General features: G+C 37.3%; 15 protein-coding genes. 6 read left to right on the plus strand and 9 right to left on the minus strand.

What is annotated here, in order from left to right; translation table 11 throughout:
• Positions 1–16: 16 nt before the first annotated feature.
• From murG to mraZ, 9 genes are all read right to left on the minus strand, one after another.
• Positions 17–1132, minus strand: coding sequence for an undecaprenyldiphospho-muramoylpentapeptide beta-N-acetylglucosaminyltransferase (murG, locus tag BMX49_RS02030; RefSeq protein ID WP_034718147.1), 1116 nt, complete (start codon positions 1130–1132; stop codon positions 17–19).
• 41 nt (positions 1133–1173) lie between these two features.
• Complete coding sequence (locus BMX49_RS02035) at positions 1174–2397, minus strand: FtsW/RodA/SpoVE family cell cycle protein (protein WP_034718150.1); 1224 nt, start codon at positions 2395–2397, stop codon at positions 1174–1176.
• Between the two features lie 12 nt (positions 2398–2409).
• The gene (gene murD / locus BMX49_RS02040) at positions 2410–3747 is read right to left on the minus strand and encodes a UDP-N-acetylmuramoyl-L-alanine--D-glutamate ligase (RefSeq protein ID WP_034718153.1); all 1338 of its coding nucleotides are present in this window, start codon (positions 3745–3747) and stop codon (positions 2410–2412) included.
• A 6-nt stretch (positions 3748–3753) separates the two neighbouring features.
• Positions 3754–4995: a phospho-N-acetylmuramoyl-pentapeptide-transferase gene (mraY, locus tag BMX49_RS02045; protein WP_034718155.1), complete on the minus strand. Its 1242-nt coding sequence runs from the start codon at positions 4993–4995 to the stop codon at positions 3754–3756.
• A 28-nt stretch (positions 4996–5023) separates the two neighbouring features.
• Complete coding sequence (locus tag BMX49_RS02050; RefSeq protein WP_034718158.1) at positions 5024–6484, minus strand: UDP-N-acetylmuramoyl-L-alanyl-D-glutamate--2,6-diaminopimelate ligase; 1461 nt, start codon at positions 6482–6484, stop codon at positions 5024–5026.
• Between the two features lie 12 nt (positions 6485–6496).
• Entirely contained in the window at positions 6497–8488 is a 1992-nt protein-coding gene (locus BMX49_RS02055) for a penicillin-binding transpeptidase domain-containing protein (protein WP_034718160.1), read from the minus strand.
• Positions 8472–8837: an FtsL-like putative cell division protein gene (locus BMX49_RS02060; RefSeq protein WP_034718161.1), complete on the minus strand. Its 366-nt coding sequence runs from the start codon at positions 8835–8837 to the stop codon at positions 8472–8474. Before BMX49_RS02060 ends, BMX49_RS02055 begins: the two co-directional genes overlap by 17 nt.
• Before the next feature lie 68 nt (positions 8838–8905).
• The gene (gene rsmH / locus BMX49_RS02065) at positions 8906–9799 is read right to left on the minus strand and encodes a 16S rRNA (cytosine(1402)-N(4))-methyltransferase RsmH (RefSeq protein ID WP_034718163.1); all 894 of its coding nucleotides are present in this window, start codon (positions 9797–9799) and stop codon (positions 8906–8908) included.
• Positions 9800–9843: 44 nt separating this feature from the next.
• Positions 9844–10314, minus strand: a complete 471-nt coding sequence (gene mraZ / locus BMX49_RS02070; RefSeq protein WP_034718165.1) for a division/cell wall cluster transcriptional repressor MraZ — start codon at positions 10312–10314, stop codon at positions 9844–9846.
• Positions 10315–10561: 247 nt separating this feature from the next.
• Here mraZ and BMX49_RS02080 point away from each other — a divergent pair, with 247 nt between their 5' ends.
• The 6 genes from BMX49_RS02080 (at position 10562) to BMX49_RS02105 (ending at position 16892) form a co-directional block, all read left to right on the plus strand.
• Entirely contained in the window at positions 10562–11326 is a 765-nt protein-coding gene (locus tag BMX49_RS02080; protein ID WP_034718170.1) for an alpha/beta fold hydrolase, read from the plus strand.
• A gap of 56 nt (positions 11327–11382) precedes the next feature.
• Positions 11383–12000: a ribosome biogenesis GTP-binding protein YihA/YsxC gene (gene yihA / locus BMX49_RS02085; RefSeq protein WP_034718172.1), complete on the plus strand. Its 618-nt coding sequence runs from the start codon at positions 11383–11385 to the stop codon at positions 11998–12000.
• Positions 12001–12024: 24 nt separating this feature from the next.
• Positions 12025–12474 carry a GNAT family N-acetyltransferase gene (locus BMX49_RS02090; protein ID WP_034721081.1) on the plus strand — a complete coding sequence of 150 codons (450 nt, stop codon included), beginning with the start codon at positions 12025–12027 and terminating at the stop codon, positions 12472–12474.
• Positions 12475–12637: 163 nt separating this feature from the next.
• Positions 12638–13963, plus strand: a complete 1326-nt coding sequence (locus BMX49_RS02095) for a T9SS type A sorting domain-containing protein (protein ID WP_034718174.1) — start codon at positions 12638–12640, stop codon at positions 13961–13963.
• A gap of 117 nt (positions 13964–14080) precedes the next feature.
• Complete coding sequence (locus BMX49_RS02100) at positions 14081–16222, plus strand: S46 family peptidase (protein WP_034718176.1); 2142 nt, start codon at positions 14081–14083, stop codon at positions 16220–16222.
• A 97-nt stretch (positions 16223–16319) separates the two neighbouring features.
• On the plus strand, positions 16320–16892 hold the full coding sequence (locus tag BMX49_RS02105) for a DUF3267 domain-containing protein (protein ID WP_034718178.1): 573 nt from the start codon (positions 16320–16322) through the stop codon (positions 16890–16892).
• The last annotated feature ends 1 nt before the right edge of the window (position 16893 follow it).

A 16893-nucleotide genomic window follows, 5' to 3' on the forward strand; every position in this document is an offset into this window, starting at 1 on the left:
GGCTGGATTAATTTTTTTAAAAGCTGATATTTAAGGATGCTAAAATTTCATCCACTATTTCTTCTGTCGCTGAGGGTTTTGCGAAGAATTTCAAATTCTCACTCATCTCAGCTCTTGTATTTTCATGCTCACAGATCTCCATTAAAGTAGTCCAGAATCTTTCTGACATTTCGGTGTCTTTTACCATTTTGGCTGCGTTTTTTTCAACCAAGGTCATCGCGTTTTTAGTTTGATGATCTTCAGCTGCAAAGGGAAATGGAACCAACAGTACTGCTTTCTGCGCCATCGCTAATTCTGAGATAGCAATTGCTCCAGCTCTGGAAACAATTACATCTGCCGCAGAATAGGCTAAAGCCATATCAGCAATAAATTCCCGTAACATAATTTTTGATTGATGATTGATGATTGATTGGTTGTCTTTCAAATCACTATAATCAGTTTTTCCAGTTTGCCAAATCAATTGGAAATCTTTTGCTGCTAATTGGTCAATATTTTCTTTCCAAGCATTGTTCAAAGTTCTTGATCCTAAGGATCCGCCGACAGAAAGAATGGTCAATTTGTTTGTATCTAAACCTAACTGTTCTTTTGCTGAATCTTTATCAATCAAATCCGTGATAATGTTTTTTCGAATAGGATTTCCTAAAAAGAAGGTTTTCGTTTTCGGGAAAAAGTGACCCATATTCGGATACGCCGTGAAAATGGCTTTTGCTTTTCTAGCCAAGAACGTATTTGTTTTTCCTGGTAATGAATTTTGTTCCTGAACGAAAATGGGAACATCCAATTGTGCTGCCATGTAAAGTGCTGGTCCACTTGCGAATCCTCCAGTTCCGATGGCGAAATCTGGTTTAAATTCTTTAATTGTTTTTCGGGCTTTAACTAAACTGGAAATTAACTTGATGGGTAGATTTACATTCTTCATTAAATTTCCACGATCGAAGCCAGCGATATTTAAACCGACGATTTTAAAGCCGGCTTGTGGAACTTTTTCCATTTCCATTTTCCCTTCCGCACCGATAAATAAAAACTCTGCTTCCGGAAATCTCTTTTGAATTTCCTGCGCAATGGCAATCGCCGGGAAGATATGTCCTCCGGTGCCGCCGCCACTCATTAGAATTTTTAAATTTTTATTCATATTTTAAAATCGATTATTATCGATCAATCATTTTTTATATACTATGCGATATCATTTATTTCTTCGATACTTTGTTTTTTGCCCATTCCTTCTTCATCATAAACCTGAATTCTGGAACTCACATTTAAGATCAGACCTAATTGAATATAAGTCACTAACATGGATGTTCCTCCATAACTAATCAAGGGTAAAGGTTGTCCTGTAACTGGAATTAGATTGATGGCGACGGCAATATTGACCGACAGTTGCACAAAAATCATGGTCCCGAGACTCAGCACCAGCAAGCTCCCAAAGAAGGCCGGCATCTTACTGGCGATCATTACAATTCGAATGATCATTATTAGATAAAGAGCAATTAAAACTGTGGCGCCGAAAAAGCCGTATTCTTCAACAATGATGGCGAATATAAAATCCGAGGCGGATTGTGGAAGCATTTGTTTCAAAGCACTTTTTCCCGGACCCATTCCAGCGATACCACCGTGAACAATGGCCGCTTTGGCTTGCATTACCTGATAGTTTTTCGCTTTATCAGCTTCATCTTCAATCTGATTATCTTTCTTGGTAAAGGTTTCTACACGGCTCATCCAAGTGTGAACCCGGTTGTTTTCGATGAGGTCTGTCTTTAAAGCAACAAACATGAATACTCCAATCGCCACCGATGAAAGTCCGACGAAGCCAACGATGTACTTTTTATTTAATTGGCCGATAACCATTACAATTAAGGAAACCATTAAAATCATTAAAGCTGTAGAACCATTGTCTTTTGCAACCAAGCCAAAGACCAATAGAACTGGCCCGAAAATGTAAAAGATGTTTTCAATGGGCAGGCGATCTCTTTTAATTCTCTTGGTTAAATAGCGACAGAGATAAATGACTAACATTAAATAAGCAAAAGAAGAAGGCTGAAAAGAAATTGGAGTTCCAGGAATTTTTAACCAACGAGAAGCAGAAGCTCCATCAATTGTTTGTCCCGAAACCATCGTTAAACCTAACAAAACAATGGTTACCAACAAAAGATAACTGCTGAGTTTGCCAATGTGTTCATATTTAAAATATCCAACGCCACGCATAATCGCCAAACCAAGTACAACGAAGAAAGTGTGCTTGATAAGGTGAGACGTGGTGGTTCCGCTATTGACGATATATTCCAAATTTGAACTGGCCGAATAAACAGGGAACACCGAGAAGAACGAAATCAATAAGATCACGCTCCAAAGCACTTTGTCGCCTTTTAAAAGTTCGAATTTGTTATCTCTTTCCTGCATTTTAATCTACGATTAGTCGATGGCTTTTTTTAATACTTGGTTTTTAAACTGATTTCCGCGGTCCTCATAATTGTCGAATAGATCGAAGCTGGCACAACATGGAGAAAGCAAAACGGTATCGTTTTCTTCAGCCAATAATTTCGAAACCCTAACCGCTTCTTCCATGCTCGACGTACTGTAAATCAATTCTTTTTTATCTTTGAAAAAGTCAATAATCTTTTGGTTGTCCAGACCTAAACAGACAATCGCTTTTACTTTTCTCTTTACTAAATTTTCAATCTCGGCATAGTCGTTTCCTTTGTCCACGCCGCCAACAATCCAAACGGTCGGCTGGTTCATGCTTTCTAAAGCGAAGTATGCCGCATTAACATTGGTCGCTTTGCTGTCATTAATAAAAGTGACACCATCAATTTGCGCAATTTGCTCTAAACGATGTTCAACTGCCTGGAACGTCATCAAAGCCGTACGGATACTTTCATTGCTGATATTTAATATTTTACTGGCAATGGAAGCTGCTAAACTATTGGCGATGTTATGATTTCCGACTAAAGACAATTCTGCGATTTTCATTGAAAATTCATCTTCCATTTTCACTACGATTTTATCATTGTGATAAAAACCGCCTTCTGATAATTTCTCCTTTAAAGAAAAGGGAATCTTCTTCGCTCTGATCGCCAGTTGCTCCAAAAGGTTCATGCTCATTTCATCATCTTTGTTGTAGATGAAGAAATTATCATTCTCCTGATTTTCAGCAATTCGGAACTTGGCCATCGCGTAGTCCTCGTAATTGTAATTGTACTGGTCAAGATGATCCTGACTTAAGTTCAACAACAAAGATATAAACGGTCTGAAATTTTGAATGTCATCTAACTGGAAAGAACTTACTTCTAACACGTAATAGTCAAAATTTTCATCAGCAACTTGTCGTGCGAAACTCGTCCCGATATTTCCAGCCAAACCAACGTTCATATCGTCGTTCTTTAAGATATGATAAATTAAAGAAGTTGTGGTGGTTTTGCCGTTGCTGCCTGTAATAGCGATAATTTTTGCCTGCGTAAATTCCGCTGCAAATTCAATTTCCGAAGACAAGCGAATTCCTTTCTGGTTGATTTTAAAAATAATATCAGCCTTTTTCGGAATGCCAGGAGATTTAATGACCCAGTCAGCTTCCAGGATTCTTGCTTCATCATGTTGTTCTTCTTCAAACTCAATCTCGGCTTCAATGAGCTGGTTTTTATATTCAGACTTGATCGCGCCTTTATCTGAAAGAAAAACATTCAAGCCTTTCTTCTTCGCTAAATATGCTGCACCAACGCCGCTTTCTCCGCCACCTAAAACAACTATTTTCATATTCTTTTATCTGACTTTTAAAGTAATTAAACAGATGATCGCAAATAAAACTCCGATTATCACCATGCGGTTTACGATTTTACTTTCGTGATATCCTTCTTTCTGATAATGATGATGAAGAGGAGACATTTTGAACAGTCTGTTGTTCTGAGCGTGCTCCAGTCCGTATTTTCTTTTTCTATATTTAAAGGTTCCAACCTGTAGGACGACCGAAAGATTTTCAATTAAGAAAATTCCACACAAGACAGGGATTAACAATTCTTTTCGAAGGATAATCGCTAAAACTGCAATGACACCACCCAACATTAGACTTCCTGTATCGCCCATGAACACCTGCGCTGGATACGTATTGTACCAGAAAAAACCGATTACCGCTCCGACTAAAGCGAGGGCGAAAATGGTTGTTTCCCCCATATTGGGTAAGAACATAATGTTCAGATAATCTGCGAAAATGATATTCCCGGAGAGATAGGCAAACAGTGATAATGTTAAAAGAATGACGACACTCGTGCCGGCGGTGAGACCATCGAGACCATCGGTTATATTGGCGCCATTTGAAACCGCTGTGACAATAAAAATCACCATTGGGATGAAGATAATCCAAGCCCATTCATTAGCATCTTCAGGACTCATCCAAAATAAAATCTTGCTATAATCGAATTCGTTATTTTTTACAAAGGGAACTGTTGAAACCGTGGATTTCTCCGTCTGCATAAAGTTTGCTTCTACATTATTTCGGTTAATTTCTTTAGCATCTGCGTACTTTCTTTTCACCGTAATATCGGGATGGAAATACATGGTAACTCCAACGATCACCCCTAAACCAACCTGGCCGATCACTTTGAATTTTCCGCTTAAGCCATCTTTGTTTTTTTTAATTTTCTTTAAATAATCATCAATAAAGCCAATCGCACCCATCCAAACCACAGAGATGATCAGGAGCATGATATAAACATTCATAATTTTAGTAAACAATAAAACGGGGATCAAAGTTGCCATGATGATGATTAAACCACCCATCGTCGGCGTACCTTCTTTTTGCTTTTGACCATCTAAACCTAAATCACGCACCAATTCGCCCATTTGTTTATTTCGCAAATAGTTGATTATTTTTTTACCAAAAACCAAGGCAATTAAGAGTGACAGCAATACCGCCATTCCTGCTCGGAAAGAGATAAATCTAAACATGCCCATGCCTGGAACGTGAATTCCGTGGCTGTTTAAATATTCGAAGAGGTAGTATAACATTTTCTTGTTGGTTTAAAGTTTAAAACTTTTATTTCGACATTAATCTGGCGAGTTCTATAATCGTTTCTGTATCGTCAAAGTGGTTTTTCACTCCGTTAATTTCCTGATAGGTTTCGTGACCTTTTCCGGCTACCACGATAATATCTTTCGGTTCGGCAAATTTGATGGCCATTTTTATTGCTTCTCTTCGGTCTGGAATTGAAGTGTATTTGCTGAAATATTGTGGCTCTACGCCTGCTTCGATTTCTTTAATAATATCCCCAGGATTTTCCGTTCGTGGATTGTCTGAGGTAATAATTGCCAAAGTTGATTTACGGGTTGCAATTCTGCCCATTTCTGGACGTTTGGTCGCATCTCGGTCGCCACCACAACCGAAGACGGTAATCAGTCTTTCGTTTTTGGTCCGGATTTCATTAATCGAATCTAATACGTTTTCTAAAGCATCTGGCGTGTGCGCATAATCGACGACGAAGAAAACCCCTCCATCTGATTTTACGGTTTCAAATCTTCCTTTCACTCTTTTTAATTGAGACATTGCGGGTAAAATATCATCTTCATGAAAGCCGCATTCGATGGCAACTGCATAAGCTAGCAACAAATTGTAAGCATTGAATTTTCCAGTAACCGTAGTCCAAAACTCCTTTCCATTAAAGTTGAGCAGCATTCCATTAAAATCTACCTCTGTGATTTTTCCATGGAAATCTGCCATCGTTTTCAAAGCGTAGGTTTTCTTAGTCGCTTTGGTATTTTGTAACATCACGTTTCCGTTTCTGTCATCAACATTGGTAATGGCGATAGCATCTGAATTCAAGTCATCGAAAAATCGTTTTTTGGTATTCAGATATTCAGCAAAAGTTTTATGATAATCTAAATGATCATGAGTGATATTGGTAAAACCGGCGATTTTAAATTGTAAACCTTCCGTTCTTTGCTGGTGAATTCCGTGCGAAGACACTTCCATAAAGGCATACTCACAACCTGATTCCACTGCTTTCGCCAAAATTTGGTTCAAACGAATAACATCTGGAGTGGTGTGGGTTGAGGGAATGATTTCGTCATCAATCCTATATTCAACCGTAGAAATTAACGCAGATTTAAAACCTAATATTTTAAATACATCAAACAATAGAGTAGTGGTAGAGGTCTTTCCGTTAGTTCCTGTAATTCCGATGAGGTTTAGTTTTGACGACGGATTTCCGTAAAAATTAGACGCAAGATGTCCCAAAGTTTTGGAAGCATCTTTTACTTTAAGATAAGTAATATCTTCTATAATCTCATTTGGAAATTCCTCGCAAACAATTACATTTGCCCCTTTTTCAATAGCGGCTTTGATGAAATCATGACCATTTGAAACAGTTCCTTTTATTGCAACATACAAGGAGTTCTCAACTGCTTTTCGGCTGTCAAAAGTTAATGCTGAAACTTCTCGGTTTGTATCTCCGAGTGTTTCTAGGACGGGAATTCTGTTTAATAAATCTTCTAATTTCATATTGTTATAGAATTAATTCTGCAGTTGCAGATAAATTCTTTGGTCTTTATTAATGATGGTTCCTTCCAATGGGAACTGTTCTTTTATTTTTCCGACACCTTTATAATCAACCCGATAACCTTGGTTTTCTAATTGAGGGATAATATTTTTACCAATCAATCCAGTCACTCTAGGCATTGTTTTATCTTTTACAGCAATTTTTACATTGGGTTCAGTCATTTTACTGAGATCAACTTTACGATCCACCAACATTTCTTTTTCAATATTCTGCGGCGTTTTCAAAAATGTCTTTCCGGCAATTTCTTTAAAGACTGGCGCCGCCACGGTAGAACCGTAAAATCCTTTTGAGTTGTCTGGTTCACTCACCATCACATAACAGGTGTATTTCGGATTGTCTGAGGGATAAAATCCCGCAAACGAGGCTCTGTATTTCATTGGACCTGGCAACCAGTATTCAAATCTGGCCGTTCCAGTTTTCCCAGCCATTTTTAAATTTGGGGTGAAAATACTTCTTGCGGTTCCTTTTTCAACAGCTTTGGTTAAAGCGCTGGTCATCATTTTAATGGCTTTTTCTGAGGCCATTTTGTTAACCATTACTTTTGGCTTTGCCTGATACAATGTTCTTCCATCCTTTAAAATTTTTTCGATGAAAAGTGGCTCTACCATTTTGCCATTGTTCGCAATTCCGTTATAAAAAGTAGTAAGCTGCAGAAGATTAATATTGGTCGCATAGCCGAAAGAAATAGAAGCCAAAGCACCTGGGCTCCACGTTTTACTTTTCGGTGTTATAATTCTTGGTTTTGTAATTCCAGGCAGTTCGATATCCATTTTATCGAATAACTTCCATCTTCTAAGATGGTCCAAAAAGACTTCTGGTTTATCTGAGTAATACTTAGTAATCAGTTTTGCAGTTCCGACGTTACTTGATTTTGCCAGAACATCTGAGATTTCATAAGTTCCACCACCGTGACCATCGGAAATCCTTTGTTTAGCATAAGTCCAAACCCCATTTCCAACATTTACGGTTGTGCTTTCATCAATGAAACCATCGTCCATCGCTGCTAATAATGAAATTGTTTTGAAAGTAGACCCTGGTTCGATATTGTCTTTTATAGCGTAATTATAGGCATCGACATAAATCTCAGGTTCAGTTCGGCGTAAGTTGACCATCGCCTTGACTTTCCCCGTGGAAACTTCCATGACGATGACGGATCCATGTTCCGCATCGAATTTTACCAACTGTTTTTCTAAAGCAGAATGGGCAATATCCTGAATTCTCAAATCTATTGTCGTATAAACATCCTGACCGTCGATGGGTTCGTTTACTTTCCAGTAATCGATTGGTTTCCATTGGCTAGAATTGACTCTTTGTTCTAAACGTGTTCCATCTGCGCCAGTTAGATATTTCGAAAATGCACCTTCTAATCCAGATTTAGCAATTTCATTATCCATCCCAATGGTTCCAGCACCGATTTGCGTTGTGGCTAATTCTCTTTTGTAGTTTCTATCGACGATAAATCCACCTCTATTTTTTCCTTTCTTAAAAATTGGAAACTGGCGTAGACGATCATAATCGTCAAAATCAAGTCCTTTTACCAAAGAATAATATTGGTTTTTGGCTTTTTTCTGCTGATCAAACCGATCTCTGAAATAACTTCTTGGTTTCCCGAACATTTTTGATAATGAGTCGGTTAAAGAGCCAATGTTGTTAGAATAAACGGTGTCTTTAATGATTTTAAAATCCAGATAAACGTCGTATCTCATTACAGTCGTTGCCAAGATGGAACCGTCGGCAGCGTAAAGATTTCCGCGAGCCGCTTTTAGAGTTGCTTCCCGATAATTTTTATTGATGTAATCGTCTTTGATTTCCTGAACATTGGTGTTTTGTAAAATAAGAATTCTGGCAAGAAACACCACAAAAAGAACGAAGGCAAACCCTGTAAAAAGGTAGCCCCATCTCAATGTTTTTGAGCGTTTTTTTTCAAATTCATTTTGTACTGCCATCTAGACTATCTAATTTTATCAATATTTTGTGTGGATGATTTTCTAATGATAGTAGGGAATCCTGCACCATTTCTTTTCCTAATTCTGATTCTAATTTTACTTTAATGAGTCGACTTTGAGCGTAGGCATTTCGCGACTTAAATTCTTCGGTCTGTTCTTTTAAAATATTTACCTGTTCAATTTTCTGGCTGACCAGGTGATTGCTATAAATCATGATCATTAAAAGAAAAAACACCAGCACAAAATATCGGTAATGAATAGTTACTTCATCACGGTTCAAAAAATTCCCTTTTATTATATCAATAAAAGTGAGTCTTTTTTGTGGACGATTTGCTGGTCTTTTTGCCATTTATTTTTGGTGAGTAATAATTGATTAGCAATGAGTAATTATGTTGCTTATCGCTTTTTACGAACTCTTTATATTTTTATTCCTGTTCTTAATTTTGCACTTCGGGCGCGTGAATTTTCTTTAATTTCGTCACCATCTGGTACCACCGCTTTCGTTTGTAAAAGATCAAATGTCTTAGCGTAATTTCCGAAAATGTCTCTCGCTGGTTCTCCTTCAAACATTCCGTTTTTCAAAAATCTCTTCACTAAACGGTCTTCTAGTGAGTGGTAAGAAATCGCTACCAATCGGCCGCCAGGTTTTAAGATGCGATGTGCCTGAACGAGTAATTCCTTTATTACTTCTAATTCTTGGTTGACTTCTATTCTGATCGCCTGAAATATCTGTGCGTAAACCTTATTCTGCTTAAACTGCGGGATATAACTGAATACTTTTTTCAGCTCCTCGGTTGTTTCGATAGGTTTAATTTTACGCTGAGCCACAATTTCTCTTGCTAACTTTCTCGACTCTCTAATCTCGCCGTATTGAAATAAAATATCTGCGATATGTTCTTCTTCATATTCGTTAATGACTTTTTTTGCATCCAACATTTGCATCACATTCATTCTCATATCAAGTGGCGCGTTGCTTCTCGTTGAAAAGCCACGTTCAGCTTCGTCAAATTGGTGAGAAGAAACTCCGAAATCTGCCAGGATGCCATCAACTTTAGAAATACCGTAAGCCATCATCGCGTTTTCTAAAAACCTGAAGTTTTGATTGATGAGCGTGAATCTTGGGTCGTCGATATTATTTTTCAACGCATCTAAGTCCTGGTCAAAGCCATATAATTTTCCTTTGGCGGAAAGTCGGCTTAAAATTTCTCTGGAGTGCCCACCGCCACCGAAGGTACAGTCAATGTAGGTTCCGTCAGGATTCGTCACCAAATCATCGACACTTTTTTTCAGTAAAACAGGATTGTGATACATTTTTCTGTACTAAGTGTTTTTATATTTTAAATTCCTTTGAATTTCTATTGTTGCTCTTCATCAAAACTAATCGAGCCCATCACGTCTTCCGCTAGTTTTGCGAAATCTTCTTCAGAGGTTGTGATCACTTTCTCATATTCCTCTTTATCCCAAATCTCAAAAAGTTCACCTGCACTCGTAATAACAACCTCTTTTCGAAGGTTAGCGAAGTGCGTTAAGTCTTTAGAAATTTGTAAACGTCCAGCATTATCGGGTTCTACTATTTTCACTCCGGCCGTAAACATCCGAATGAAATCTGCATTTTTCTTGATGAAACGATTGAGTTTATTGAGTTTGTTCATCAGTTGTTCCCAGGCCTGCATCGGATAAACTTCCAGGCAAGGCTGGAACACGGCGCGTTTGACCACAAAAGAGTCATCGCCAAAATCCCCCATTTGTTTTACCAAAGCTGAGGGGAGTTTTAGCCGACCTTTGTCGTCAATTCTGCATTCGTATGTCCCGATGAAATTCTTCATTTGGGACAAATTTATATAAAAATTTCCAATAGCTCCCACTTTTTCCCACTTTTTGACTTAATGTTAATAAGTTTTGATTTAAAGATTAACACATTGATTAAAAAGTAGTTAAAAAATGTTTTTATTTTTGAACCGTAGAAGTTGGCGGTTCGATCAAAAAAACTTAAATTTAATCTATAAAAGATTCCAAATAAATTTAATTTGGCGTTTAATTTGTATTTTTGCAAACGCTTATAGCGTAAGATTTATGATATTTAAAACAAAGAAGGATAAGAAGTTTGCTTTTATTGAAGCAGGAGAAGGAGAGCCGGTAATTTTATTACACGGTTTGATGGGCGGGTTAAGCAATTTCGATAATACTGTTAAATATTTTGCAGAAAAAGGATATAAGGTTTTTGTACCTGTTCTACCCATCTATGATTTACCCGTTCTCAATACCAACCTTACTACGATTGCAAAACATGTTGCAAAATTTATAGAGGAAAAAGTAAAACGACCTGCAACCATAGTTGGAAATTCGATGGGCGGTCATGTAGGTTTAATTCTCACATTAGCAAGACCAGAATTGGTAGCTAACTTAGTTCTTACTGGTAGCTCTGGGTTGTACGAAAGATCATTTGGCGACAGTTTCCCTCGAAAAAGTGATAAAGTTTATATTAGAAAGAAAACCGAAGAAGTTTTCTTTGATCCTAAAGTTGCAACCAATGAGTTGGTGGAAGAAGTTTTTTCTGTAGTGAATGACAGGATGAAGGGAATTAAAACGGTCATGTTAGCACGAAGCGCCATTAAGCATAACATGTTAAACGATTTGCCAAAAATAACCATCCCTGTTTGTTTAATTTGGGGAAAACATGACAATGTAACGCCACCAGAAGTAGCAGTTGATATGCATAAATTCTTGCCTAATTCAGACCTGTTCTGGATTGAAGAATGCGGTCACGCGGCGATGATGGAAAAACCAGATGAGTTTAATCATATCTTATATTCCTGGTTACAGAAACAAAAAAAATAATTGAATGGAAGTTTAGTCTTCCATTTTTCATTGAGTCACCTACATAAAAACTAATTATGGTAATCAAAACAGCAGAATTTGTAAAAAGCAGCGATAAATGGCAGGACTGTCCTGAACCGACCATGCCAGAATATGGTTTTATAGGAAGGTCAAATGTTGGCAAATCTTCGTTAATCAATGCATTGATGAATCATAAGTATTTGGCAAAGACTTCGGGAACTCCAGGAAAGACACAGTTGATTAATCATTTTCTCATTAATGACAGTTGGTATCTTACCGATTTGCCAGGTTATGGCTATGCAAGAGTTTCAAAAAGTATGCGCCGTGATTTTGAAAAATTGATCACCAATTATATATTGAACCGGAAAAATTTAGTGAATCTTTTTATTTTAATAGATTCGAGACATACTCCCCAAGCCATCGATATTGAATTTATAGAATGGTGTGGCGAAAACGGAATTCCTTTTTCAATTGCGTTTACGAAAGCAGATAAATTAAAGCCGACCGTGATTGCCGCAAATATAGAGAACTACAAAACTGAACTTCTGAAAACTTGGGAGGATTTGCCTGAAGTTTACGTAACCTCTGCGGAGAAAAAAACGGGTGGTGAACCAATTCTAGATTTTATTACAACCACCAACGAGTTTTTGATGCATAACCACGTTAAGTTTTAACACGTCATTTTAAAATTTTTAATGATGCAACCAATCACTTGGAAAATTAAAACTTTCGACGAGCTTTCAACCGTAGAATTACATCAAATTATAGAGGCAAGAATTGAAGTTTTTGTTGTGGAACAAAATTGTCCTTATCCAGAAGTTGATGGTTCTGATCCGAAAGCAATCCATCTATGGGCTGAAAATGAGGGTGAAGTAATCGCTTATTGCAGAATTTTCGAGCCAGGCGTAAAATATTCAGAATGTTCTATCGGTAGAGTTCTAACCCATCAGAATTTCCGAAAGTTAAATTTAGGAAAAACATTGATGAGGTTTGCGATTAGTACAATCGAAGCAAGATTTCTAAAAACTTCCATAAGGATCTCTGCCCAAGATTATTTACTTCCTTTTTATAAAGAATTCGGATTTACACCTACGGGCAAAAGTTATTTAGAAGATAACATTCCCCATTCTGAAATGCTACGCTTGTAGATTAATTTTCTCTTATAAATATCTAAAGTTTCTCTTAAATTCAAAATGCCGATAATGTTACATCAGTAGTGTTTTGGTCATTCTATTAAAAAAGTATCAAATAATTTTGGTTTTAATTTGTAAATGATATACTTTTACATCAAATCAATTAACTTTTAATATTATGAAAAAACTTTTACTTACTGGCTTTGCGCTAGTTTCAATGGCAACACAAGCACAAACCTGGGTGCAACAGAACTCAAATTTCCCGACTGCATCTACTTTGGTGAGAGATATCCACGCTGTTAATGCAAATGTTGCGTGGGCTTATGCCGCGCTACCTGGAGCAGGAGCAGCTAATTTGCAGCAATATACCAGAACTTCAAATGGAGGTGCTACCTGGACAGCAGGGCAAATAAATGTGGGAAACACAACACTTGGAATTTCAGATTTAACAGCGGCAGATGCAAATACAGCATGGGTTGCGGTTAATGGATCAAACCAAGGAATATGGAAAACTGTGGATGGGGGAACAACTTGGAATAAACAAACTACCGCTGATTACTCCAAGCCACTTTCATTTCCTAACACCATCTACTTTTGGGATGTCAATACAGGAGTTTCTATGGGAGACCCAGATACAGCCAATGGAAGATTTACCATTTTTACAACGACCAATGGTGGAACAAACTGGGTGAGAGTTCCAGATGCTAATTTACCAGCAACATCTGGTGAATATGGATATACGACCATCAAAGCTTTTGCAGGAAATACAATTTGGATTGGTACTGACCAAGGAAGAGTATTGAAATCAAATGATAAAGGAATGAACTGGACTGTTACAGCAACTCCAATTATCGATTTCGGTGGTGTTACTACTGCTGGATCAAATGGTCAACTTACTTTGAAAGACGCTAATACAGCTTGGGTAATGGATCAAGATGGTATCATCTTTAAAACCACAGATGCTGGTGCTAGCTGGCCCCTGGTAGATGTAATGTCTGGAACCAATTATGCAGGAGATTTAAAATATGTTCCTGGTACCGTGCAGACATTAATCAGTTCGGGAGCTGGTAATCCAGAGAGAGGTTCAGCAATTAGTTACGACGGAGGGGAAAACTGGACCGAATTAACTGCGGATGCTATCAACGGCGACCCAGGAATTACAGCTCTTGCAGCTTATGATGCTTCTACTATTTATGGTGGTGCGTTCAAAAACACTGCTGGTACGGGCGGGATGAATAAATTAGGTGCACTTTTAGCAACGGCTAACCCAGCATCAGCTAAAACTGCAGTCTCAATTTATCCTAACCCAACAAAAGGACAGGTTAACATCGTTTCGAAAAGCGATGTGAAATCAATCTTATTGGTTGATATGAACGGAAGAGCAGTTAAATCTTTTGAGAACACCAAACAAATCGACTTAGCTGGTCTTCAAAAAGGAGTTTACATTCTTAATGTAACTTTAGCAGACGGACAAAGAACTGCTACTAAATTAATCAAAGATTAATAGGTACTTTAAATAATTTTAAAATGGGTGAGAGTTTTCTCATCCATTTTTTTTTATTTGTTCACAACCATCAAGTAAAAGGAATTTCCTAAATTAGCAACTTAAATAAATTATTAAATGAAAAGAATTTTTTTATTACTCACCTTTATGTTGAGTTTCCTGCAATTGAAAGCAGATGAGGGAATGTGGCTTTTGAGCATGATCAAAAGACTGAATGGAGTCGATCTTAAAAAAGACGGTTTGAAATTAACTCCCGAAGAAATTTATTCTGTCAACAGTTCTAGTTTAAAAGACGCCATCGTTCAATTTGGTGGCGGATGTACGGCAGAAATGGTTTCTAAAGAAGGTTTGCTTTTTACGAATCACCACTGTGGTTACGGGCAAATCGCTGCGCTTTCAACTCCAGAAAAAGATCACTTAACCAATGGTTTTTGGGCCATGAAAAAAAGTGAAGAACTTCCATCGAAAGGACTTTCTGTGCGGTTCATGGTGAGAATGGATGATGTTTCGAAAAGAATCAACGCCAAACTTAACAACAATTTATCTGCTGAAGAAAGAAGCAATATCATCAGTGCAGAATATAAATTAATTCAAGCTGAAAATTCAGAAAACGGAAAATATACAGTCGTAGTAAGAGATTTCTATAATGGAAATGAATTTTATTATTTCGTTTATCAAGATTTTAAAGATGTGAGATTGGTAGGTACACCTCCAAATGCTTTAGGTAAATATGGTGGCGATACTGACAACTGGGAATGGCCAAGACATACTGTGGATTTCTCTGTGTTCAGAGTTTATGCAGATGCAAATGGTAATCCAGCAGAATATTCGCCAACGAACGTTCCAATGAAGCCAAAACATTCTTTGCCTATTTCGTTAAGAGGTTATAAGCCAGGAGATTTCGCAATGATTTTGGGATATCCAGGAAGAACGAACAGATATTTGACTTCTTATGGAATCGAGCAAATGGTTAGTAAAGATTATCCGGCGTGGGTGGAAGCTTCTAAAGTTGCCATGGACGTTATGAAGAAATATATGGATAAAGACCAAGCTACCAAAATTGATTACGCTTCGCAGTATGCTTCTGTAGCCAATTATTGGAAAAATAGACAAGGTACCATTGATGCCGTTATCAAAAACGGAACCATTACAGAAAAACAAGCTTTGGAAGAAAAATTCCAGACTTGGGCTTTAATGCCAGAAAACCAAGCAATGTATGGTGGGATTTTACAAGACCTTCAATCGAACTACACGCAAATTTCTGATCGTAATGTTGAAAGAAATTATTCTTCTCAATTACAGAGAAATGCAAAGTTCATAACGGTTGCTTACCAATTAGGTTCTCTTTTAAATACCTATGCTGATCAGGATGAGGCAGGAAAAGTGGCTATGAAAACCAAAGTTACCGACGCGATTGACAGAGTTTATGACAAGTTTAATGTAAAGCTGGAAGGTGAAATGTTGAACTCAATGGTTAACCTATATCAACAAAGAGTAAGTAAAGGTTCTGCGTCATCTACCTTAATGGCAGCAGATGCAAAGAATCTTTCAACAATGGCTTTCTCTTCAATTTTCGCAACCAAAGAATCAGCGATGAATTTTGTGAACAATCCTAACCGTTTACAAATCGATGCAGACCCATTATTGAAATTGGCAAACGGTTTTGTAACCGATCAGAAATTAACTGGTGATAAATTTGCTAAAATTGACGATGCTTTCGCGAAGAACAGCAGATTGTTTTTAGATGGTCTTAGAAAATCTCAGCCAGAAACCGCATTCTATCCAGATGCGAACTCTACGATGAGAATGACTACAGGAAAAATCACCACTCTTCCTATCAGAAATGATAGAAATTATGCTTCTATTAAAAAAGAAAAAGACAACTACTACACTGAAATTAACAGTATGGTAGCGAAACATAAAAAAGGAGATGAGGAATTTGAATTGCCTCAAAGATTCTTAGATCTTGTTAAGAAAAAAGATTTCGGTCAGTATAAAGATAAGAAAGGTTTCATGCCAGTGAATTTCTTGTCTGATAATGACATCACAGGAGGGAACTCTGGATCTCCAGTGCTTGATGGTGATGGAAATCTGTTAGGTCTAGCGTTCGATGGAAATAGTGAAGCTCTAAGCGGTGACATTATCTTCGATCCGAAAATGCAAAAAACAATTAACGTAGATGTAAGAATGGTTCTTTGGACTATTGAAAAATACGGAAATGCAGGTCACTTAATTAGTGAAATGGTTTTAGTAAAATAACTTGATTTAGAATATTTAAAGACCGTTGATATCTTTCAACGGTCTTTTTTTTATCTTTATTAAATGAGTTCTGCCTTGATTTACATAATTTTTAGATATGGAATTTGATCAATTTACAAGAGAGAAAAAAACCATCGACTTGGCAAAAGCGAATGTGGATGCTTTAAAATATCTCGTGCTTTTTATTTTCATTTTCGCAGGTCCTTATTATTTAATTTGGGGATTCCAGTTGCCCGACTTAGACTCAGAGTATTTAGTATTAAAGGCATTTGCACCTTTATTAATAATACTTGTGGGCATGGCAGTTCATGAACTCATCCATGGAGTTTTCTTCGCTCTTTTCGCGCCAAAAGGATGGCAGTCTATTAAGTTTGGGATTCTTTGGAAGATGTTAACTCCATATTGCCATTGCAAAGAGCCTTTAAAAATAAAGCATTATAACATTGCTTTACTTGCGCCATTATTAATCCTAGGTATTATTCCGGCAATCATTGGTTTAATAATTGGGAATATTTTAATCTTATTTTTAGGAATTGTATTTTCTGCTACGGCAGCAGGCGACATTATGATTTATTTGCTGATCAGAAAAGAGAATCCCGAACATTATGTTCAGGATCATCCCTCAGAAGCGGGCTATTATATTTTTAGAAAAAAAGAAAGCGAAGATTAGT

The sequence above is a fragment of the Kaistella antarctica genome (assembly GCF_900109615.1).
Taxonomy (GTDB): domain Bacteria; phylum Bacteroidota; class Bacteroidia; order Flavobacteriales; family Weeksellaceae; genus Kaistella; species Kaistella antarctica.